This is a genomic window from Streptomyces sp. NRRL WC-3605 (assembly GCF_001509795.1).
Classification (GTDB): domain Bacteria; phylum Actinomycetota; class Actinomycetes; order Streptomycetales; family Streptomycetaceae; genus Streptomyces; species Streptomyces viridochromogenes.
Genome location: NZ_LLZN01000091.1, coordinates 354,874 through 375,195, shown reverse-complemented (window position 1 = coordinate 375,195; position 20,322 = coordinate 354,874). Strand labels below are relative to the sequence as shown.

Here is a 20,322-nt window from a genome sequence, read left to right as displayed (position 1 = left end):
CCTCACTCCATTTCAAAGAGCGCGTCGGGCTTGTCCTCGACCAGCGTGGCCACGTCGGTGGCCTCCGGCAGAGTCACGTCGGGGAAGTAGAGCGTGCACAGGATGTCAAGGCGCCCAGCCTCCGGCAGAACCCACTCTTCCTTGAGCCTGGTTCGCGGCATCGCATTCACCAGACCCTGCAGGGTGGAGATGAACCCTGCGTCATTGGTGTAGCCGTGCTTGTCGAGGAATCGCTTCGCCGCTGGCATGCCATCGTGCTCGGCGATGTACAGGGTCGTGTCGACCGCGTCGATGATGTAGTCGAACGAGGCAGCCTCGGGCCGTACGCCGGGGGCGTCGGAGTCGCCACCGCGCCGCACTCGCTCGCTCGGGGTGAGTAGGGTGACCTTACCCGAGGACTTGACGACTACCTTGGCCCGCTCGAGCGCGTCGATGTCGAGCCCACCGACGGCGAGCGCCAAGAGGCGGGCAGTGTCGAAGGGGAACTGGCGGGCAGCGAAGGTGTCCCAGGCCAGTAGCACAAAGTCGGTGAGCGTGTCGACCTTCGCCGCCTTACCGACCAGGCGGGAACGGCGCAGGTCCACGATCTCCTCACGGGCCAGAGCAAGGGCGTCCTCGGGTCGCAGCAATTTGTCGCGGCCATCCTCGTCCGGGGTCGAGGAGTAGACCGGCCAGCTCTGCGAGATCACCGAGAGTGTCGGGCCATACGTCGAGAGCAGTAGGTCGACGCCCTCAATCCCGCCGTGCTGGAAACGCATCGCGGCCTCACGGGCTGCACGACGAACGTCCTGCTCGATGTCATCGAGATAGACCTTCGCGTCACCCTCACGGTCTTCGCGCTTGCGGCACACCAACATGATGGTCGACTGGGCTGAGTTGAGAGCCCTGATGTTGAGCCCAACTTCAGTCTCGGTGTTGACCGGCCACGAGGTCTCGATGGTGAATCCTGCCTGTAGAAGGCCCATGCCCAGGGTGTCCCATGCATTTGCCTTCTTGTGCGTGAACATCACCGAGAGCACACCATCGCTGGCGAGGACTCTGCGGCATTCGGCGAAGATACTGGTCATCTTCGACTCGTAGTCGAGGTCAGCGAGCTCTTGGCGACGCTTGCCCGCCGTCAGAAAACGGGCGATGTTGGCGACAGCCTCGTTGTCCTTGTCGGTAAGGTCGTCGTGGAAGTAGTCAGGAACCAGCCGGCCGAGAGTGCGCCTTTCCCAAACGTAGAAGTAGTCGGCCAGCTCGGCGTACATCACGTTGTCGTAGTACGGCGGGTCCATACACACGTGGGTCACGACGCCGTCGGGAAGGGCCAGGCTTGCGCCACTTCCCTGCAGGACAGTCACCTGCCGCGGCAATCGATCGTTGGCGTCCGCTAGCGAGACTCCGGTCTCATCGAGCAGGCGCGCGATACCGCCGTAAGCGTCGGTGAGCTGGTCGAGACACCACGAGAAGAGCGCGCGAGCACCCTCGAACTCGGCGAAGGTCCACTTGAATGAGAAATCGTGGCGGTCGAATACGCTGCGCATCTTCTGACGTGACACGTCCCAAGACGACAGGCGCGAGTTCCAGTTCAGAGCCTTGCCCTGCATCAGAGCCAACTGGAACAAGACGTCGGTGGCGTCCTCACCAAGTGCCTCGCGGACTTCGGCTTCGAGGCTGGCGAACTCCTCGACGAAGACCCCTTGGACGAGTGCCTGCCGCCGAGTGAACATGTCGGTCCAGTAGGTGAAGCCGTAGGGCCGGATCTCGTGCTTGGGGATCAGGTCAGGAATTGCTTCGCTCGGCAGGATACCGGTGGCAATCCAGACGTCCTTTACCTCGGCGTACTTGGCTTCTGCGGCGACGATGGCGTCGAGGTCTGACTGGGTGGGGGCGCGGAAGGTGCGTTCGCCGGACGGCTTGCGGATGGCGACCGCGTAGAGGACCTGCTTCATCTGGCCGCTTTGGGCGGCCTGCTTGATGTCGTCGCCGTCGATGACGAGGTTATCGTAGGGTGAAATGGCCTTGCCGCGGGCGGTGGTGCCGGCGGCGGCGTCGGTCGTGTCGACGTCCTTGCCGAGGACGACCTCGAAGATCGGCTCGGAAAGCTCGACACCGTCGTACTCGGTGAGCATCCGGACGGCGGCTTCCTTGCCTGCGGTCTTACGGAGCCACTTGTCGGGCAAGAGCGGTACGAGGCGGCCGGTACGAGGGCAGGGGATGGCGTTGGCGTACAGGTAAGTCGCTACTGTCTCAGCCTTGCCGCTTGGGAAGTACTCCTTAAGGCGCTCCTCGACGCGATTGACGAGGATGCCACCCCACTTCTTAAGCTCCGGAAGAAGGTCGAGCCCGCGGGTCGCGGGGATCTCGACTCCTGCTTTGAGCACGCTCGCGGCCACGCCGTTGAGGTCGTTGGCAACGACTGGAAGCCCGAGTCGGCTGGCGGCCCACGGAATCGAACCGCCACCGGCGGTCGGGTCTGCGACCACTGGCAGCTCGCCCCAGGTGTGGATCAGCACCGCATGGAGCAGGTCGATGTCCGTGCGCGGGATCGCGTTCCGGAACGCTTGCTTGTAGGTGTAAGGGTTGGGGATCCGCTGGCCTGTCGCGACAGCGACGTCGTACATGCGGCGGGCGATGATCGGGTCACCCCAGATGCCGACGAGGTGGAGGAGCCAGCGACGGTAGGCGGCCTCGTCCTGGAGCTCGACGGCGTCGGGAAACGCATTGGCGAGTTCCTCGGACCACGCCGGGAGGACACCTGCGAGAGCGACAGCGGCGGAGGCGACGAGGGGGCGGCGGGCCCACCAGATGTGGAGGAAGGAGAGCGGGGGGAGCGCGGAGGCGGCGCCGCGTTCGCGGCGCGACTCGATGCCGAGCTCGGCGACGGGGAGCCAGTCCTCGATGAGGACACGTGGTTTGGTGCTCATGGGGTGGCTCTTTCAGTTGTCAGAGAGGAGAGTCCGGAGCGCCTTGCGGGCGCGGCTGGCGTCGACGCCGATGCACTTGGAGTACCAGTAGTAGGTCTCCTCGGTGCTCATGGCGTTGATGCCGGCGACGAGTGCGCGGACGCGCTCATGCTTGGCGATGGGCTGGGTGGCCAGCAGGATCAGGGCCAGGCGTACGCCGTCGGGTTCGGTGAGCCGGATGGGTGCCTTGCGGGTGAAGGCCAGCACGCTGGGCTGATGGCCCGACCGCTTCACGGCAGCGAAGAGTGCGTCGACGACGCGGCCCGTCTGCTGCGGGGTGAGGGTGACGACGGCCGTGGCGAGGACGGAGGCGAACTCGCCAAAAGTCTCCTCGATGGTGAGGCCGTAGGTCTCGCCGCGGCCGGGCTTCACGATGAGACGGAAACCGCGGGCGCCGGCGACAGCAGCGAGCCGTCGGCTCGGGGCGGTCGTCGCGCGCTGAGGCAGGGTCACTTGGTCACCTCCGCCGTCATTGTTGTGCTCTTGATGCCGAGCTTTTTGATCACGTCGTGGATCTGCGCGAACTGCGGGTCGCCGACGTCGAGTCCCGGGTTGAACCGGAAGGTGAGGGTGACGTCGCCGACCACCTTCGTGGCGGCGGTGAGCGCCCTCTTGGCGTGGCCATAGGCCATCTGGAAGTCGGCGCGCTCGGCGGTGCCCTGGAACTGGATGCCGCCTCCAGTGAGCCCCTTGTACTCGGCGCGGATGGTGGAGCGAACCGTGATGGTCTGCTTCTGCAGCATGCCGAGCGAGGCGACGGCGAGGTCGATGTCGCTCGTGCCAGAGGCGGCATCCGCGCTCGTCTTCAAAGTGAGAGTTGAGATGGTGCGGATCGTGTAGTCGGAGACGGCGTCGAGCAGGGTCTGCATGGCCGCTCCGCCGGGGCCGTTCGCGGTGAAGGTCTTGGAGGGGACGGTGCGGGTGGGGACCTCGACACCGATTTGGTCAGCGGTCTCGCGCGGCAGGATGCGGAGGGTGTCGAGGCCCTTGTCCTTGATCGCCGAGGGCGAGAGCGCCCGGACGCCAGCGGCAGGCTCGGTGTCGGTGACGACGAACCAGCCGTACTCGCTGGACTGGACGGCAGTGGCCAGCAAGTCGAGGACCTCGGTCTTGGAGGGCTCGCCGCCGCAGGCGGCTTCGAGCCGGGCGCGGAGGTCGGCGCCGGTGAGCTGGTCCTTGGTGAGCACCGAGCGGAGGTCGGTCTGGGTGGGTTTGCGGACCAACAGGCCGCGCTTCTGCGCCTCGGTCATGGTCATGACCTCGGTGTCGGCGCTGAAGGTGATCGACATACCAGCCTGGTTGTTGGCCGTGTAAGCCTTGCCACTGGCGGAGTCGTAGTAGACCCAGTTGTCGTGGTTGACGCCGTTGACGATCGCGTCCCGCAGCAGGGAGGGGTTGCGGACGATGGCGACCTTGTGGTCGGCCCAGAAGTAGTCAAAGATCGCAGCCGTGCTCGTGGCTTCCTTGTTGGCCCAGGTACGGGCGCGCAGGAAGGAGGCCGTGAACGGGCTGGTGCGGATCTTGTCCTCGTCGGTCAGCAGGGTGATGACTGCGGAGGTGGCATTCTTCGGGTCGCCCTGGGCCTGGGCGGGGAGCTCGCGATGGCGCAGGTAGCCAGTGGTCTTCTCGTCGGCCGGGTAGTAGATGTGTTTGAAGCACCGGGTGACCGCGATGCGTGCCTGGAGGCGGGCCTCCTTGTCGTAGGCCTCGACCTTCTTGCGAACCTCCTCGCTGAACTGACCCAGCCGGTGGGAATCGGCGGCGAGGTTGTTGGAGGCGATCAGGGCACGTGCGCGGTCCTTGAGCGCGTGGACCTGCTCGGCGTCGGCCAGGGCGAAAACCAGGGAGTTGCGGTACTTGCGCAGCGCGCCGACCGAGCCGACCTTGTCGAGCATCTCCACAATCTGTGCCGGCGGCTGGTCGGCGTGGCGCAAGTCGACGGTGACGACATCGTGGTCGAGCACGACCACGCGCAGCGCGTTCTTGTCTGGGATTTCGGCAGGGCCTGACGGGAAATGGATCGCGGTGACGCCGCCGTCGTTGGCGAACGCCTTCTGTATCAGGCTGTCGACTTCCGCGGCGACCACGGTGTTGGCGACGTTGCGCTTCTCGGTTTCGATGATGGCGTTGACGTTGGGCTCGATGTTGAAGCGCCATCGGGCACCGTCGTACGACAGGTGCCAGAAGACCTTCTCCGACTCGGTGAGCGCCTTCTCGTAGATGGTGGCGTCCTCGCCGGGGCGCAGCGTGCCGACCAGCCAGTCGTTGCGGCCTGCGCCTGCGGTGGAGGCCATTTCCAGGGAGTGGGTGAACACGGTGCGGGCCACGCGGGTGGCGTAGGCAGGCTTGCCGGGGAAGACATCGGCGTCGACGACAGCCGCGTGGGAGGCCTTTGAGGCGAAGTCGCCCTTGGCCACGCTCGCGTACTCGGCGCGACCGAGGCCGTCGGTGAGGTGGTTGAGGACCGGCTCGTTGGAGTAGTCGATGTCGCCGACGTTGACGATAGCTGTGTCGTCGTCGGTGGCGTAGATGTTGGCCACGACCTCGGCCAGAAGTTTCAGGGCGCCGCGGGCGCGCTGGAAGTCGGTGATGTTGCCCAGGCGTTTATCGAGGACGCGGACCAGCTCGGGGTGGAACGGGTAGGTCTTAGTAACCAGGTCGCCATAGGAAGCCGGGTGCTCAGCGCCGCCGGCGAGCTGCTCGGTCTTGGCGAGCTGCTGGTAGAAGTCCCGGTAGGCCTCCCCGGCTGCCCTGGCGGCGCCCTCGTCGACGGAGGTGAAGAGGCGTTTCTTGAGGATCTCTCCGATCTCGTTGTCATCGGCCGGCGTGATCACCGCGCTCGGCCGCACCGCGCGGGTCAGCACGTCCCCGGTCTCCTGGGCGGCCTTGACCGAGGCGGCGTTGGCGGCGTCGGTCTTCTCCCTTTCCTCACCAGTCAGCTCGCTGATCTCGGTGGTCTCCGCACCGAACGCGTTGGTGGTCGCAGCCAAGGTGATGATGACCGAGACCTTGTTGGTCGGGTCGGAGGCGACCTCGAAGAGGTTGCCGAGGAAGGCGGGGATCGCGCCGGCCATGCGGCGTACGTCCTCGCTGCCGGAGGAGGTCAAAATACGCAGGTGCTTGGAGATCTCGTCGACGATCACCACTGTCGGCTTGCCGCCGAAGGCGGCCTTGATCGTGGCGGTGCCCGGGGCCGTGCGTTGGGTGTCGTTGGCCTCCATCGCCGCGAACGCGTCATCGCCAATCTGGGCGGCCATTTCGCCCCACATCGTGTAGGTGCGATGGCCGCTGGTCTCGAGGCCCGCAGTGGGGTCGAGGGCGTCGCCGACCAGGGCCGCGACCTGGACCGGGCCGTCGGGAAGCAGGCTCGGGTCGAGGAACTCGGCAATGTTGGACGGACGGGCACCCTTGGCGAGGTGGTAGACCGCGGTCAGGCCGTGGGTCTTACCGCCACCGAATGAAGTCGTCGGGCGAAGCACGCCGTTCTCCCCCGCGACACCCTTCGCTCCGGTCAGGCGACCGAAGGTTTTGGTAAGCAGCGTCTTCAAACCACTCGTGGGGTAGGTCTGCGCGAAGAATGCCTCCGCGTCGCCATACACCGGATAGTGCTCCGCGTCGCGGACCACCTTGTCCAGTTGTGCTGCGAAGTGGTTCTCCGCCAATCCGCCTTCGAGAACGTCCTCCCGCGGAACACACGCCTTCCGCAGAGCCACCAGGCTCGACGCTGCCATGCCCCTCCTCCCGCCCAGACGCCGCGCACGCGGCGTCGCCCCTCAACCTGGGCATAATGGTATTGCAGGCCGCCGACAATGCCGCCTACTAGTTCTGCCGACGGCCCCGCATCGTCCTACCTGCCGGTGGGTACATCAACGCGTCGTCCATGCCGGTGGCCCACATCAGCTCATTGCATGGCGTCGTGGACCATCCGTGGACGAGCAAGTCACCCAACACTGTCGTAAGGTCTCTGACCTGCCGGAACACCCGAGATGCCGACGGCCTCCGGAGCCGTGTGCGCAGTCGGACTCGCGAGAGGCACCACGCAAGCACGAAAGTGTCGGCACGAGCCGAAGCGTTGAAGGGGCCTGCTAGGTGCGGGCGCGTGGTGCTCGGGTGGCCGGGTCTGTGGCTTCTGCGGCAGTCGTGGGTCGGGGTCTGAGACGTGATTTGAGATTGCGGTCACCGTGCAGCCGGGTGTCTGGCGCACACTGCGGCGGGTCAGGGTCGAATCTCGCGGATCAGGGTGCCGTTCCCGTCGTGCAGTTCCAGGGTGTACGTCAGTCCGAAGCGGTTGAGGAGGGCGACGAGGTCGTCGAAACGGTGTGGGGCTACCACCCCGTTCAGTAGGACGTCTGGGCCGTCCACGGGGTCCAGTTCCACCTCGCACCACGACGTTCCCACCTCGTAGCCGTACCAGGAGGAGGAACTGGATCTCCAGCCAGCTCGGACGAAGCGTTCTGCTATGGGGGAGGCGTCGCGGCAGCCGTGCAGGATGCCGACCACGTTGTTGGCCAACTCCACCCATGCCCGGTCGAGTGCTTCGCCTTCGTCTGACAGGTCCACGTTCGCAGTATGAAGGGTTCCGCGACGCGGGGGGGGCGGGGACCGGAGCCCCCGTCACCGTGGGGCGACGGGGGCTGTTCAGTGCGTGCGGGGTCAGGCCTTCGTTGTTGTCTTGCGGGGCCTCGGGGAGTCCAGGTGGGCTACCACCGTGGTGTAGAAGCGGTGTACCGCTTCGTCGACGCTGCGGATGAAGCCCGTCTCGGCGTTGCCGCGGCCGCTTCCCATGCTCTTGACCAGGGACAGGCGAAAGCCCGTGATGCGGGTACCGGTGTCCTTCGGGAGCAGGTCCGCCGGTTCGGGGCGGAGGCGTTCCAGGGTGCCCCCGCGGGCCGCCGTTCGCTCCGTCGACGAGCGTTTCGATGTGGAGTGTCGCCGGTGCGTTCGCAAGGGTGCGGATGAGCCGCTTCGCCCAGGACAGGGGGTAGCCCTGCTCCGGGGCCGGCACCTCCATCGAGGTGCGCAGTTTTGCCCGAGCGGAGGTCCGACACGATGCCGAGGACGCCGGGTGTGCCCTCCATGCGGAGTTCCGCCTGGAGGCTTCCGTCGGTGCAGAGTTGATCCGCGAGGAGGCTTCGGCGTGCTCCCGGGTCCGTGCCTCACTTGGCGCGCTGCACCGGGAGGACCTTCTGCCCCAGCTCGCCTCCCAGTCCGAGGCACACCTGACGGATGAGGCGCTCCCAGCTCTCGACGACCTCCAGTGCGCGGGCGTCGCCCTGGCGCAGGGTCTCGTCGTCGATGCCGTTGCGTACGGGGACCCAGGCCCGGCCCATGTTCTGGAAGCCGTGGCACCCGGAGTTGTCGTGCTGCAGGTAGTGCAGCAGTTCCTGGAGGAGCGGCGGTTCGGCCGACGCTGGCCGGCACCGTCATAGGTGCCGGCCCGGGCTCGTCGGTCACATGCGCGCCAGGATCTCCGCCTTCTTCGTCGTGAACTCCTCGTCCGAGAGGATGCCCGCGTCCCTCAGCTCGGCCAGCTGGCGGAGCTGTTCGACCGGGGTGGGTGCCGCCTGCGGCACGGGAGCCGGGGCCGGGGCGGGGGCCTGCTCGGGGGCGGGGATCCTGCCGAGGATCAGGTCGGTGAGCAGGGTCTTGATGCGGGGAGCCGCGTCGTGCGGTACTCGGAAGTCGATGTTGTTGCCGGATGCCACGACCACGACCTTGGTGAACATCAGGCCGTCCCGCTTGGTCACCACGCTGGCGATGTTGCGGACCGGGTTCATCTCGGTGCCGGCGTCGGAGCTGCGCACGCCGGTGGCCAGGAGCGAGGCGCCGCCGGTCAGGAGGCCGGCCGTGAGCTTCTTGGCGCTCATGCCACGGGGGCGGGACCACTCGATCCGGTCCTGGTAGATCGCCACGTCGGCGTTCTTGCCCTCGATGTGGCTCTTGAAGGTCATCAGCGCGGTGCTGGACATGGAAGGTGCTCCTGACGTTCGGAACGGCGTGATACGTGCCGCCTACAACTGGACACACCCAAGTAGGTGAAGGTTGTACGAACGTCGGGGCAGGCTGTCAGGCCGTCGGGTCCGGCATGATCTCGCGGACCTCCTGGGGGCACCGGCACGCCTCGGCGATCTTCGCCGCCCACTCCAGCGCGGCCTCGCGGGAGGGGACGTCGACGACCGAGAAGCCGCCGATCACCGCCTTCGCCTCCGGGGCGGGGCCGTCGGTCACGATGCCGTCCGGAGTCACGATGCTCGCCCGTTGCCGTTCCAGTCCGCCGCCGTAGACCCAGACGCCGGCCTCGCGTGCCTGGCGCACCACCTCCAGCGAGGCCTCGGCCACCTTCGGCAGGTCGCCCTCGGGGATGACCATGGTGCCGTCGTCGAAGGAGATCAGGTAGTGCGTCATCGGGGCTCTCCTACAGCGCGTCGGAGTCGTCCGTGCGGAGCATCGCCCAGACCGTCTTGCCGGCCGGGGGGCGCCGCGTCCAGCCCCAGTGTTCGGACAGGGCGTCGATGATGCGCAGGCCGCGGCCGTGCTCGTCGAAGGGGTCGCTGGTGTGGGGGTAGACCGGTGGGCTGTCGCTCGGGTCGATGACCGCGCAGACCAGGTGGGCCGGGCGGCGCAGGCTGAGGCGGAGCCAGATGTCGCCGTCTCCCCCGGTGGGCCGGGCGGCGTGCAGCACGGCGTTGGCCAGGAGTTCGGTGACGATCGTCAGCGCGTCGCCGGTGCAGTGGCCGAGGGACCAGTCGTCCAGGGTGCGGCGGACGAGGTCGCGGGCCTCGGCGCAGCCCCGTTCCGCGCCGGTGAGGCGCAGGGCCACCGGGCGGGGGGTCTCCGCGTACGGCGAGGACGGTCCGGCGGGCGGCAGGGGCGCGATGCGGGGCGCCTTGGTGCCGACGCCGAGGCCTCGTACGGCCGTGCCGAGGGGGCGCGCCGGTCTCGCGGGGGACGCGGCACTGCCGGGCGGTCGGAGGCCTTCGTACGCAGGTAAGGACACGGCGTCTCCCTGATACACGGTCATGACGGGGCGTCTGCACCGCAGTTGACGGCACGGCTATTATCCACGACGAAGGCCTCCTCGTGCAATTTCACGGGAAATTGCGCGTGGAATGTCATCACAGAGCACGTGGCGTGTCCGGGGCCGGGCGAGGCCAGGGAGCGTGCGCGTGGCGGAACGTGAGCAAGGAGAGTGCAGTGCCAACAGCACCGAACGGCGTACGGGCCAGCTCGTTGGGCGTCCGTTGGATCAAGAGCCGGCACAGCAATGCCGAGGGCAACTGCGTCGAAGTGGCGGCTCTGGCCGACGGGCGTGTCGCCCTGCGCAACTCCCGCGACCCCGACGGCCCCGCGCTCGTCTACACGCCGGGTGAGATCTCCGCGTTCCTGGCTGGCGCCAAGGACGGTGAGTTCGACCACCTGGCGTGACGCCGGACCGCCACCGGTGTGACACCGGACGGCCGGCCACAGACACCGGTTCCCCTCCTCGAGGGGTGCCGGTCAGAGGGGGCGCCGCAGCTCTTCGGGGGAGGCGGCGGCGCCCCCGCCGGGGTGTGTCGGGACCCCGAACGCCGTACGTGAAACGGAAGTTGAGGCCGCCACTTCCGGCCGGGCCGGGCGGCAGGAGCCGTCGGGATGCGATAATGCAGTCTGTCGTATGCCCGTCTACGGGGAGTCAGGATGTCCTCCGAGTCACCTCGCATTTCCCGCCTCGAGCCGTATCTCAGCCGGACCGAACCCGCGCCCACTCTGCTGAAGATGCTGGTCGGCGTGCAGCTGGCGGGTATCCGCGAGGACGCGGGACTCTCCCAGGACCAGGCCGCGCGGGCCGTCGGGTTCAGCCCGGCGAAGCTGTCGCGGATCGAGTCGGGCAAGGGCCGCCGGCCGCCCACCGAGGCCGACGTCCGCGCGCTGCTGGAGCTCTACCGCACCGAGGAGTACGAGGCCTCCGTACTGCTGCAGCTGCTCAAGCGCGCCACCGAGCCCGGGTGGTGGCAGCGCTACGACAAGCGGCTGATGCCGGAGTGGTTCGACCGGCTGGTGGGGCTCCAGGAGGCCGCCACCGCCATCCGTACCTTCGAGCTCCAGTACGTGCCCGGTCTGCTGCAGACCGAGGAATACACGCGGGCCGTCGTCGAGCGCGGCCTGCCCACGGCGTCCGCGCGCGAGGTGCAGCGGCGGGTCGAGCTGCGCATGCGCCGCCGTGAGCTGCTGCACCGCTCCGACGCGCCCCGGCTGTGGGCGATCGTGGACGAGTCGGTGCTGCTGCGGGTCCTCGGCAGCCCCGCGGTGATGCACGAGCAGCTGGAGTACCTCGTGGAGATGGCTCAGCGGCCGCATGTGACCGTGCAGATCGTGCCGCTGGACGTGACGAACGCGTCGGCGCCCGCCATCCCGATCACCTATCTGCGGTTCGGCGGCGTGGACCTGCCGGACATCGTGTATCTGGAGCACATCAAGAGCGCCGCATTCCTGGAGGACCGCGACGAGACGGAGGAGTACCGGCTCGCGCTGGACCGCCTGGGCGACGAGGCACTCGACCCGCGGGAGTCGCTGGAGCGGCTGCGCGAGACGATGAAGCGTTACGCGTGACCGGCCGCTGACGCGCGGCGCAGCGCCTGAGCGCCGCGGCGACCGGGAGCTGACCCGGCGGGCGGCATCCCCGTCGGCGCCGCGACGATCACTGACGCATCCACGATCGCCGTAGCCTGGCCCACCTCTGTCACATCCGGCCCGTACGACGCGTCCGGGGCTCCCTCACGAGAGCCCCGGGCGGATGATGCGGTGCGGGCGGCCGCGCTACCGCGGCAGGCGGCCGATGCCGCCGAACTCGATCCACTCCTGCGTCTGCTGACGGGGTGCCACCTCGTTGTCGGGGCGCCAGGTGGAGACCTCGACCAGCCCGGGCTCCAGGATCTCGAGGCCCTCGAAGTACTCCTCGACGTCCTTCTCCTGACGCACCCGCCCCCAGTGGCCCTGGGTCGCCTGGTCCATGAACTCCGTGACGAACTTGCGGACCTCGGGGTCCTCGCTGACCAGCTGGCACATCAGCATGAAGCTGCCGGGCGCGAGGCGCTCGCGCACCCTGCGGGCCACGGCGAGCGGGCCGTCCGTGTCGCTGTCCGGGATGCAGTGGAACACCGAGTTGAACAGCACGGCGACCGGCTGCGAGAAGTCGATCAGGCGCTTGGTGTCGGGGTGGTCGAAGATGCCGTCGGTGTCGCGCATGTCGGCGTGGATGACGGCGGTGCGGTCGTTCTGGTCGAGCAGAGCGCGCCCGTGGACCAGGACCATCGGGTCGTTGTCGACGTAGATGACGCGCGACTCGGGGTCGATGTCCTGGGCGACCTGGTGGACGTTGTTCTGGGTGGGAAGACCGGAGCCGTGGTCGAGGAACTGGCGGATGCCGTACTCACCGGCGAGGGTGCGGACGGCGCGCTGGAGGAAACGCCGGTTGTTCACCGCGAGGGCCCGGGTGCTGGGGACGACCTTGTCCAGTTCCTCGCAGGCCGCTCGGTCGGAGGCGTAGTTGTCCTTGCCGCCGAGATAGTGGTCGTACATGCGCGCCGCTGTCGGCACCGCGGCGTCGATCGATGTGGACAGCTTTCCAGGCTCCATCGTTTCCCCCAGTGGCAGGGCCGGCCGAGGAGGATCACCTCGCCGACAACCCATCCTAGGGAGGGGCGAGTTGGTCGGGCCAGCCCATCGGGCAAGCCCGTACGGCCGCTTCGGCCCGGCGGGGCGGGCACGGAGCCGCGAAATGGAGCAAGGGTGCGAACCGGTCAGGGATCGGTGGGCGGCCGGGTGACCGCAAACGTTCGTAGGTGTCTACGAGATCGTCGCCGTGACGGTCTGTCGGACGGCACCGCGGGCCGGTGATCACCGGGAGTCGCGCCGTGCGGAGGGCCTGGCAGGGAGGTTTCTCGGCCGCTTTGCGCGCGCGAGGCCGCGGCGCGCCGCTGGTCGAACTAGAGTTCCCGGTCGGAAACGGTATGCGACGGGGGTGTCAGGTGACCGCGAGGACGTGCCCGTTCCTCTGCGTGCCCGGCGGATGCGGGGCGACGTCATGACCGGGGCTGCGTCATGACCGTGCCCGGCACACGGACCCGGTGGCTGAGGGGCGTGCGCTCCCCCGCCGCGCGGCTGCGTCTGGTGTGCTTCCCGCACGCGGGCGGGGCGGCCGGCTTCTTCCACGACTGGGCGGCGCTCACGCCGCCGTGGCTCGAGGTGCTGTCGGTGCAGTACCCCGGCCGCCAGGACCGGCTGAACGACCCGTGCCCGGCGACGATGGAGGAGCTGGCCGGCACGGTCGCCGAGGCGCTGCTCCAGGAGTCGGCGGACGGGCTGCCGGTGGCGCTGTTCGGGCACAGCATGGGCTCGGCGGTGGCGTACGAGGTGGCCGGCCGGCTGGAGGACGCGGGCGCGGCCCCGGTCCGGCTCGCCGTGTCGGGGCGGGGGCGGCCGCGCGGCCCGCACGAGCTCGCGGCACGGCCGGCCCCGGACGACGACGAGATCCTGCGGCGCGTCCGCGGGCTCGATCCGGCCGGTGCCGCCGTGTACGACCATCACGAGCTGCGGCCGGTGATCATGCCGGCGCTGCGCGCGGACTTCCGGATGCTGGCGGCCCACCGCCCGGCACCGCTGCGCCGGCTGGCCGTCCCGGTGACCGCCTGCGGCGGGGACCGCGATCCGGTGTGCCCGGTCGAGGACCTGTCGTCCTGGTCGGACGTCACCTCACGGGGTGTGGAGGTGCGAACCTTCGAGGGCGGCCACTTCTACCTCACCCCGCGCAAGCCCGAGGTGCTGGCCCTGCTCGCCGAGCGGCTGGCCTGAGCGGGCGGGCGCGCATCACGCCGACCGTTTGCGGGAGGCCGTCTTCTTGGCCGCCGTCTTCTTGGCCGTGGTCTTGCCGGTGCTCCTGGCGGTGCTCTTCGCCGGGGTCTTCTTCGCGCCCTGGGCGGACTTGGACGTCGACTTCCTCGCCGACGACGTCGAGGACGCGGACGAGGCGGACGACGCGGTCTTCTTCGCGGCGGCCTTCCCGCCGGCCGCGGACTTCTTCCCGGAGGTCTGCTTCGGTGCCGCGCGGGCCGACTTGCGCTGCGGCAGCGTCCGCACCTCCGCCTCCCGCGCCCCGGACGCCTCCTCGGCCTCCGCCGGCCGCTCGCCCCGCGACTCCTTCGCCGCGCGCACGCTGTTCTCGAGGGCGGCCATCAGGTCGAGGACCTTGCCGGACCGCGCCGGCTCGGGCGTCTCGGGCGGGGCCTCGCCGGAGACCTTCGCGGCGACCACCTCCTCCAGGGCCTCGCGGTACTCGTCGTGCAGCTCCTCGAGCTCGATCTCGCCGAGGGTGTCCATCAGGGCGTCCGCGAGGTCGAGTTCCTTGTCGTTCACGGTGACGGGCGTGTCCGGCGCGACGCCCTCGGGGGCCCGGACCTCGTCCGGCCACAGCAGCCCGTGCATGGCGATGGCGTCGTCGACGACCCGCAGCATGCCGAGCCGCTCCCGGCCGCGCAGGGCGTACTTGGCGATGGCCACCTTCTGGCTCCGCTTGAGCGCCTCGCGCAGCAGGGTGTACGGCTTGGCCGCCTGCGCCCCACCGGCCGCCAGGTAGTAGGCGGCGTCCATCTGGAGCGGGTCGATCCGGTCGGCCGGGACGAAGGCGACGATCTCGATGGTCCGGGCGGTCGGCAGCGGGAGGTGGGAGAGGTCCTCGTCGGTGATCGGGACGATCGTGCCGTCCGCGTCCTCGTAACCCTTGCCGATCTCGGCCTGGCCGACCTCGCGGTCCTCCAGTTCGCAGACCTTGCGGTAGCGGATCCGGCCGCCGTCCTCCGTGTGGATCTGACGGAAGGAGATCGAGCGGTTCTGGGTGGCGTTCACCAGCTTGATGGGGATGCTGACCAGGCCGAACGAGATGGCGCCGTTCCAGATGGATCGCACTTCCGCACCCCTTCGGTCGATATGCCAGGATTGTTCCTATATTCATCCGTTTCTCTGGAATCCTCATCGTATGACGCCGATCACAGAGGTGGAGGGGCGACGGCTCGCGCTGAGCAACCTGGAGAAGGTGCTGTACCCGGCGACCGGCTTCACCAAGGGCGAGGTGCTGCACTACTACGCCACCACCGCGCCGGTGCTGCTGCCGCATCTGCGCGACCGGCCGGTGTCGTTCCTGCGCTACCCGGACGGCCCGGACGGACAGCTGTTCTTCGCCAAGAACGTGCCGCCGGGCACCCCCGACTGGGTCACCACCGCCGAGGTGCCCCGCATGGAGGGGCCGGCGCGGATGGTGCTGGTGCAGGACCTGGCGAGCCTGATGTGGGCCGCGAACCTGGTGACCGAGTTCCATACGCCCCAGTGGGTGATCGCGGAACCCGGCGAGGCGGACCGGCTGGTCTTCGACCTGGACCCCGGGGCGCCCGCCTCGGTGGTCGAGTGCTGCGAGGTCGCCCTGTGGCTGCGGGAGCGGCTGGCCGCCGACGGCATCGAGGCGTACGCCAAGACCTCCGGCTCCAAGGGCCTGCACCTCAGCGCGGCCGTACGGCAGGTGTCCTCCGAGCGGGCCACGGAGTACGCCAAGGAACTCGCCGTGGAGGCCGAGCGGGCGATGCCCCGGCTGGTCGTGCACCGGATGACCAAGAGCCTGCGGCCGGGCAAGGTGTTCGTCGACTGGAGCCAGAACGCCGCCCGCAAGACGACGGCCGCCCCCTACACTCTGCGCGCCCGCGCCGAGCCCCTGGTGTCGGCGCCGGTCACCTGGGAGGAGGTGGCGGAGTGCGGCTCCCCCGGCGCCCTGACCTTCCTCGCCCCGGACCTGGCCCCGCGCCTGCAGGACTTCGGCGACCTGCTGGCGCCCCTGCTGGACCCGAAGGCCGCGGCCGAGGTGCCCTGAGGACCCCACGCATCACCGCGGCCCAGGTGCCCTGACGGCAGCGGCGCCCTGACCGCCTACAGCGCCGCCGTCCACACCGTACGGTCCCGGGCCAGCGCGAACAGGGCCTCGACGTCCGCCGGCTTCAGCAGCCCGCCCGTCCGCGCGAACCCGGCGATCTCCGTGTCCCGGAGCACCCGCACCTCGCGCGGCGGGGTGCGTACCGTCACCTCCGCCGGGTCGACGAGGACGAGGACCGGGCGGACCTCGGCGGTCAGGGCGTGCGCGGCCCGGTCGGCGTCGGCGCGCAGGCGCCGCAGCAGCGGTTCCGTGGTGCGCCGGCCGAGGGTGACCAGTGGATCGGCGACGGTCACCTTCTGCCGGTGGGCGTACACGCTGTGCAGGGTGAACAGCCCGCCGGGCCCGATCAGCAGATGGTGGACGCGGTCGCCGCCGGGCAGCGGCACCGAGTGCAGCACGCGCCAGCCGGCGCCCTCCAGCAGGTCCAGCGCCTCCCCGACCGTGCGCTCGGCGGTCAGCGCCCGCCGCCGTGGGTCGGTGCGCAGCCGGTGGGCGGGGCCGGGGTCGCGGTCGAGGGCGACGAGCAGCGCCTCGCCGGGGCGGTTGGGGGCCAGGTCGTCGTCCGGGTGCAGGGCGAGCCGGGCCAGGTCGGCGGGGGTGGGGACCGGGGGCGGGCCCACCGTGACCGGGCCGGTGACGAAGGGGCCGAGGGCCTCCAGCACCTCCTCGCGGCGGTCCTGGCCCAGCAGGTTCACGCGGGCCGCGTCCCGGTCGTACCAGGCGATGTTCCGCCCGTCCGGGAGGCAGACGTACAGCCGTTCCTGGCCGTGCCGCCAGGCTGGTACGACGCGCAGTTCGCTCATGGCACCATCACCCCACCGACCATGGGAACAGGCGGGGTGCTGCGCGGGCAAGAACCCGGATACCTTGGGGAGGAGTTGGGCAGGGCCCCGCGAGGGGCGGCTGGGGAGGCGCCGTTGCGTACCCGCAGGAAGCAACCCGACGTACCCGCTCCGGACAGTGCGTGGAGCGAGATCGTGCCCGGCCTGTGGATGGGCGGGCACCAGTTCCGCGGCCGGGCCGGGCAACTGGAGTTCGCCGTGGTGCGGGACGAGTTCGACCTCGTCCAGAGCTTGCTGCGGCTGCCCGGGCACGGGCCCGAGCAGGGCGTGGAGCACCATGTGTGGCCGATCCCGGACGGGCCGCTGGACGGGACCCAGCTCGCGGGCGTGATCCGGCTCGCGGACGCCGTGACGGAGGCGCTGGACGCGGACCGCAGGGTCCTGGTCCGCTGCTACCACGGCTACAACCGCTCGGGGCTGGTCGTCGCCCAGGCCCTGATCCGCCGCGGCCACTCCCCCGACCGGGCGATCCGGCTGATACGCTCCCGCCGCTCTCCCTGGGCCCTGCACAACGAACTGTTCGTCGACTACCTCCGCGCGGGACTGCCGGTCGCCCGGCTGCTGGAGGAACTCGCCGAGTGACCGTGCCGCCCCCCGCCCCCGGGTGCGCAAAATGGACTTCCGTACGAATACTGTGGACGCGCCCGCCCAGCGCCCGCCCTTCACTGGAGAACCGTGCCCCGCAGCCGCCTCATGCGCCTCGCCGCGCTCGTCGCCCTGCTGTCGGCGGCCGTCGCGGGGTGCGGTGACGCCGGGGGCCTGCGGAGCGCCGGCCCGACGGAGACCGCCGTCGCCCCGGACACGCTCTGGCCGCGGCTGACGCCCGCGTCGAGCCCGGCGTACGTGATCGGCGAGGTGAACCGGGAGACCGTGAAGGGCCTCACCGTGCCCGGCGGGGACATCCGCGCCGTGGACCCGGTGGACGTGGTGCGACGGGAGGTGGCGAAGAGCCCCGGGGACTACGAGGGCGGCAAGGCGCCGTACCGCGAGACCGGGCGGCTGATCGGCGACTGCGGTGACGGCGCGGGGCACGGCCGGTGCCCGGTGCTGCGGCCCTACTACCGGGATCTCACCGGCGACGGGCGCGCCGATCTGACGCTGGGCTTCCGGCTGCTGCCGGGCCGGACCACCGCGGTGCGCGTGTACACGGTGGAGAAGCGGCGGCTGGTGCAGGTGATGAGCTGGGACGACGCCGTCAGCGGGGTGGAGCTGGCCCGGCGTTCGGTGATCATCCGCTCGCCGTCGGAGGTCGCCGGGTACGAGTACCGGCTCCAGTGGACCTGGGAGCCGGACCAGAAGGCGATGCTGCTCACCCACGACGAGATGCTGCGCACCGGGCCGCACCCGCCGAAGTCGTCGAAGTCGCCTCACTCCCCGAAGTCGCCGGCGTCCCCCTCGGCGGGCACCCCGTGAGGCTCCGGCTGCCCCGGTGGGCCGGCCCGCTCGCCGTGCGGGCCGCCGTGTTCATCACGGTGATGTGCTGTGCGCTCGCGGCCCTGCTCGGTGTGCTGGTGCACGTCTCGGTGACCAACCAGACCGTCGGCAAGGCGCGCGACCTGGCGCTGGACCGGCTGGCGAGCGCCACGACGGCGTTCGAGGCCGGGGACAGGCTCGCTTCCGGCGCGCGGGTCGACCCGCCGGGGCTGCCGGGCTCCCTGCGGGACCTGGCGCTGGGCGGCGAGCGGGGCACCGTCGTCACCGATCACCGGGGGCGCCCCACGATGTGGGCGGCGGGTCCCGTCGACCGCGGCCGGGTGCTCGCCGTCGAGGTGGACTACTCGCAGCAGGCGCGCACGATAGACGGTCTGGACCGGGCGATCCTGTGGTCGTCGGCACTGGCCATCGGGGTGACGGTGCTGGCGGGCGCGTTCGCGGTGACCCGGGTGACGCGGCGGCTGCACGCCACGGCCGGGGTGGCCCGGCGGATCAGCGTCGGCGACCTGGACGCGCGGGTCGGCGACCCACGGACGAAGGACCCGGACCGGCCGCAGGACGAGGTGGCCGTGGTCGCGGCCGCCCTGGACTCGATGGCGTCCTCGCTCCAGGCCAAGCTGCTGGCCGAGCAGCGCTTCACGGCGGACGTGGCGCACGAGTTGCGCACCCCGCTGACCGGGCTGCACGCGGCGGCCGAACTGCTGCCGCCGGGGCGGCCGACCGAGCTGGTGCGGGACCGGGTGGCGGCGCTGCGGACGCTGACCGAGGACCTGCTGGAGATCTCGCGGCTGGAGTCGGGGCGCGAGCGCTCCGAAGTGGACACCGAGTCGCTGGCCGCGCTGGCGGACCGGGTGGTGCGGGGCGCCGCCGGTGACACGGGGGTCGTGGTGGTGCGGGACGCGGTCGTGGAGACCGACCGGCGACGGCTGGAACGGGTGCTGGGCAACCTGGTGGCCAACGCGCACAAGCACGGCCGGGGGCCGGTGGTGCTGACGGTGGACGGGACCGTGGTGACGGTCCGGGACCACGGCGAGGGCTATCCGGAGTACCTGGTGGCGCACGGCCCGCAGCGCTTCCGCACGGAGGGCGGCACCACGGGACACGGGCTCGGACTGACGATCGCGCTGGGCCAGGCGGAGGTCCTGGGCGCCCGCCTGACCTTCACCAACGCCCCCGACGGCGGAGCGATCGCCCGACTGGTCCTGCCGTAGCCCGCGTTCCGGGGGGGGGAGGCGCGGCTGACGTTGCCGGTCGCCCGACCGACGCTGCCGTCGCGCTGCAGGGGGGAGCCGCACGCCTGGCGTGGGCCGACGCCCGGCAGGCCCCGCCGGAGCCCGGGAGCAGGGGCGGTGCCTTTCCGGGGCCGCACGGCCAAGGTTCAACACCCCCGGGACGCCGGGGCGGTCGCCCGTTGGTCCTGCCCTGGAGCGCGGGCCGGGGCCGCGCGGCTGGCATGCCCGGCACCCCGGACGCTGGGCCCGTGCGGGATTCCCCGTGCTCCAGGTGAGGCGCGCCGCTCGGGCCCGCTTCTCTCTCCCCCCGGGGGGTGGTGCTCGGTTGGCCCATTCAGGCGCGCGGCGCCCCAGAGGTGCTCCTAATGTGGCGATCAGTCAGGTTTTTCCTGTCCCGGGCGTTTCCGGGACTGTCCTCGGAGGTGCCTCATGGCCCTGCGTTCGCGTTTCGCGCTGTCCATAGCCGCCGGTCTGCTCGCCACCGCCGCGGCCGCCACACCCGCCGTGGCCGACGACGAGTGGGGGTCCGGCAGCAGCACGGAGTCACAGGGGGACTGGGGCGGGGCCCAGGGAGAGGGCGGGGAGCAGAACGGCCAGGGCGCCTCGCAGGGTGCGTCCCAGGGGGCGGCGCAGGGCGACTGGGGCGGCGGTCAGGGCGGGAACCAGCAGTACACCCGGGGCCGGGTCACCGCGAGCACGCTGCTGCTGCGCAGCGCCCCCAACCGGGGCAGCCAGGTCATCCGCGTCGTGCACCGGGGCGACCACGTACGCATCTTCTGCAAGACCCGGGGCGAGAGCGTCCAGGGCAACGGGAACTGGTACCTCCTCGCGGACGGCATCTGGGCCTGGGGCTCGGCGCGCTACATCGACACCTTCGGGCACACGCCGCGCTGGTGCTGAGACACCAGGCGCGC

18 protein-coding genes and 1 pseudogene are annotated in these 20,322 nt (G+C 70.2%); 8 read left to right on the top strand and 11 right to left on the bottom strand.

Features of this window, described 5'->3' with window-relative positions:
* Positions 1-2: 2 nt before the first annotated feature.
* From ADL34_RS30395 to ADL34_RS30365, 8 genes and pseudogenes are all read right to left on the bottom strand, one after another.
* Positions 3-2,909, bottom strand: a complete 2,907-nt coding sequence (locus tag ADL34_RS30395) for a DUF1156 domain-containing protein (protein ID WP_062668272.1) — start codon at positions 2,907-2,909, stop codon at positions 3-5.
* Between the two features lie 12 nt (positions 2,910-2,921).
* Positions 2,922-3,401, bottom strand: coding sequence for a DUF7680 family protein (locus ADL34_RS30390; RefSeq protein ID WP_062668271.1), 480 nt, complete (start codon positions 3,399-3,401; stop codon positions 2,922-2,924).
* Positions 3,398-6,679, bottom strand: a complete 3,282-nt coding sequence (locus tag ADL34_RS30385) for an ATP-binding protein (RefSeq protein WP_079034155.1) — start codon at positions 6,677-6,679, stop codon at positions 3,398-3,400. The genes ADL34_RS30390 and ADL34_RS30385 overlap by 4 nt, the downstream gene beginning before the upstream one ends.
* A 484-nt stretch (positions 6,680-7,163) precedes the next feature.
* Complete coding sequence (locus ADL34_RS36250) at positions 7,164-7,508, bottom strand: hypothetical protein (protein ID WP_159038998.1); 345 nt, start codon at positions 7,506-7,508, stop codon at positions 7,164-7,166.
* 93 nt (positions 7,509-7,601) lie between these two features.
* Positions 7,602-8,341: pseudogene (locus tag ADL34_RS30380) on the bottom strand (TerD family protein); the annotation flags it as partial.
* A gap of 57 nt (positions 8,342-8,398) precedes the next feature.
* On the bottom strand, positions 8,399-8,917 hold the full coding sequence (locus tag ADL34_RS36465; protein WP_062668268.1) for an SHOCT domain-containing protein: 519 nt from the start codon (positions 8,915-8,917) through the stop codon (positions 8,399-8,401).
* A 97-nt stretch (positions 8,918-9,014) separates the two neighbouring features.
* Positions 9,015-9,353 carry a YciI family protein gene (locus ADL34_RS30370; RefSeq protein ID WP_062668267.1) on the bottom strand — a complete coding sequence of 113 codons (339 nt, stop codon included), beginning with the start codon at positions 9,351-9,353 and terminating at the stop codon, positions 9,015-9,017.
* A gap of 10 nt (positions 9,354-9,363) precedes the next feature.
* The gene (locus ADL34_RS30365; protein WP_234375134.1) at positions 9,364-9,945 is read right to left on the bottom strand and encodes an ATP-binding protein; all 582 of its coding nucleotides are present in this window, start codon (positions 9,943-9,945) and stop codon (positions 9,364-9,366) included.
* Between the two features lie 197 nt (positions 9,946-10,142).
* Here ADL34_RS30365 and ADL34_RS30360 point away from each other — a divergent pair, with 197 nt between their 5' ends.
* Together ADL34_RS30360 and ADL34_RS30355 are read left to right on the top strand one after the other, a co-directional pair.
* The gene (locus tag ADL34_RS30360) at positions 10,143-10,373 is read left to right on the top strand and encodes a DUF397 domain-containing protein (protein WP_055624080.1); all 231 of its coding nucleotides are present in this window, start codon (positions 10,143-10,145) and stop codon (positions 10,371-10,373) included.
* A 252-nt stretch (positions 10,374-10,625) separates the two neighbouring features.
* Positions 10,626-11,537 carry a helix-turn-helix domain-containing protein gene (locus tag ADL34_RS30355; RefSeq protein WP_062739834.1) on the top strand — a complete coding sequence of 304 codons (912 nt, stop codon included), beginning with the start codon at positions 10,626-10,628 and terminating at the stop codon, positions 11,535-11,537.
* A 207-nt stretch (positions 11,538-11,744) separates the two neighbouring features.
* On the opposite strand, the gene ADL34_RS30350 is transcribed toward ADL34_RS30355, so the two are convergent.
* Entirely contained in the window at positions 11,745-12,563 is an 819-nt protein-coding gene (locus ADL34_RS30350; protein WP_062668266.1) for an SAM-dependent methyltransferase, read from the bottom strand.
* 465 nt (positions 12,564-13,028) lie between these two features.
* Between ADL34_RS30350 and ADL34_RS30345 the strand changes: the two genes are divergently transcribed.
* Positions 13,029-13,778, top strand: coding sequence for a thioesterase II family protein (locus ADL34_RS30345; RefSeq protein WP_062668265.1), 750 nt, complete (start codon positions 13,029-13,031; stop codon positions 13,776-13,778).
* A 15-nt stretch (positions 13,779-13,793) separates the two neighbouring features.
* Here the strand turns inward: ADL34_RS30345 and ADL34_RS30340 are convergent, their stop codons facing one another.
* Positions 13,794-14,888 (bottom strand): Ku protein, encoded by a 1,095-nt coding sequence (locus ADL34_RS30340; protein ID WP_062668264.1) that lies wholly within the window; start codon positions 14,886-14,888, stop codon positions 13,794-13,796.
* Positions 14,889-14,958: 70 nt separating this feature from the next.
* On the opposite strand from ADL34_RS30340, the gene ligD reads away from it, so the two are divergent.
* Positions 14,959-15,840, top strand: a complete 882-nt coding sequence (gene ligD, locus ADL34_RS30335; RefSeq protein ID WP_062668263.1) for a non-homologous end-joining DNA ligase — start codon at positions 14,959-14,961, stop codon at positions 15,838-15,840.
* Between the two features lie 56 nt (positions 15,841-15,896).
* Here ligD and ADL34_RS30330 read toward each other — a convergent pair whose 3' ends face one another.
* Complete coding sequence (locus tag ADL34_RS30330) at positions 15,897-16,703, bottom strand: nuclease-related domain-containing protein (protein WP_062739833.1); 807 nt, start codon at positions 16,701-16,703, stop codon at positions 15,897-15,899.
* Between the two features lie 114 nt (positions 16,704-16,817).
* Between ADL34_RS30330 and ADL34_RS30325 the strand changes: the two genes are divergently transcribed.
* The 4 genes from ADL34_RS30325 (at position 16,818) to ADL34_RS30310 (ending at position 20,308) form a co-directional block, all read left to right on the top strand.
* The gene (locus tag ADL34_RS30325) at positions 16,818-17,324 is read left to right on the top strand and encodes a protein-tyrosine phosphatase family protein (RefSeq protein WP_079034154.1); all 507 of its coding nucleotides are present in this window, start codon (positions 16,818-16,820) and stop codon (positions 17,322-17,324) included.
* A gap of 93 nt (positions 17,325-17,417) precedes the next feature.
* Positions 17,418-18,155: a hypothetical protein gene (locus ADL34_RS30320; RefSeq protein ID WP_062668260.1), complete on the top strand. Its 738-nt coding sequence runs from the start codon at positions 17,418-17,420 to the stop codon at positions 18,153-18,155.
* Positions 18,152-19,387 carry a sensor histidine kinase gene (locus ADL34_RS30315; RefSeq protein WP_062668259.1) on the top strand — a complete coding sequence of 412 codons (1,236 nt, stop codon included), beginning with the start codon at positions 18,152-18,154 and terminating at the stop codon, positions 19,385-19,387. The genes ADL34_RS30320 and ADL34_RS30315 overlap by 4 nt, the downstream gene beginning before the upstream one ends.
* A 450-nt stretch (positions 19,388-19,837) precedes the next feature.
* Entirely contained in the window at positions 19,838-20,308 is a 471-nt protein-coding gene (locus tag ADL34_RS30310; protein WP_062668258.1) for an SH3 domain-containing protein, read from the top strand.
* Positions 20,309-20,322 lie beyond the last annotated feature (14 nt).

Excerpts from the sequence above, each read along its gene's own strand:
- ADL34_RS30395 (WP_062668272.1), bottom strand. The coding sequence starts at position 2,909 with ATGAGCACCAAACCACGTGTCCTCATCGAGGACTGGCTCCCCGTCGCC.
- ADL34_RS30385 (WP_079034155.1), bottom strand. The coding sequence starts at position 6,679 with ATGGCAGCGTCGAGCCTGGTGGCTCTGCGGAAGGCGTGTGTTCCGCGG.
- ADL34_RS36465 (WP_062668268.1), bottom strand. The coding sequence starts at position 8,917 with ATGTCCAGCACCGCGCTGATGACCTTCAAGAGCCACATCGAGGGCAAG.
- ADL34_RS30370 (WP_062668267.1), bottom strand. The coding sequence starts at position 9,353 with ATGACGCACTACCTGATCTCCTTCGACGACGGCACCATGGTCATCCCC.
- ADL34_RS30355 (WP_062739834.1), top strand. The coding sequence starts at position 10,626 with ATGTCCTCCGAGTCACCTCGCATTTCCCGCCTCGAGCCGTATCTCAGC.
- ADL34_RS30350 (WP_062668266.1), bottom strand. The coding sequence starts at position 12,563 with ATGGAGCCTGGAAAGCTGTCCACATCGATCGACGCCGCGGTGCCGACA.
- ADL34_RS30345 (WP_062668265.1), top strand. The coding sequence starts at position 13,029 with ATGACCGTGCCCGGCACACGGACCCGGTGGCTGAGGGGCGTGCGCTCC.
- ligD (WP_062668263.1), top strand. The coding sequence starts at position 14,959 with ATGACGCCGATCACAGAGGTGGAGGGGCGACGGCTCGCGCTGAGCAAC.
- ADL34_RS30330 (WP_062739833.1), bottom strand. The coding sequence starts at position 16,703 with ATGAGCGAACTGCGCGTCGTACCAGCCTGGCGGCACGGCCAGGAACGG.
- ADL34_RS30310 (WP_062668258.1), top strand. The coding sequence starts at position 19,838 with ATGGCCCTGCGTTCGCGTTTCGCGCTGTCCATAGCCGCCGGTCTGCTC.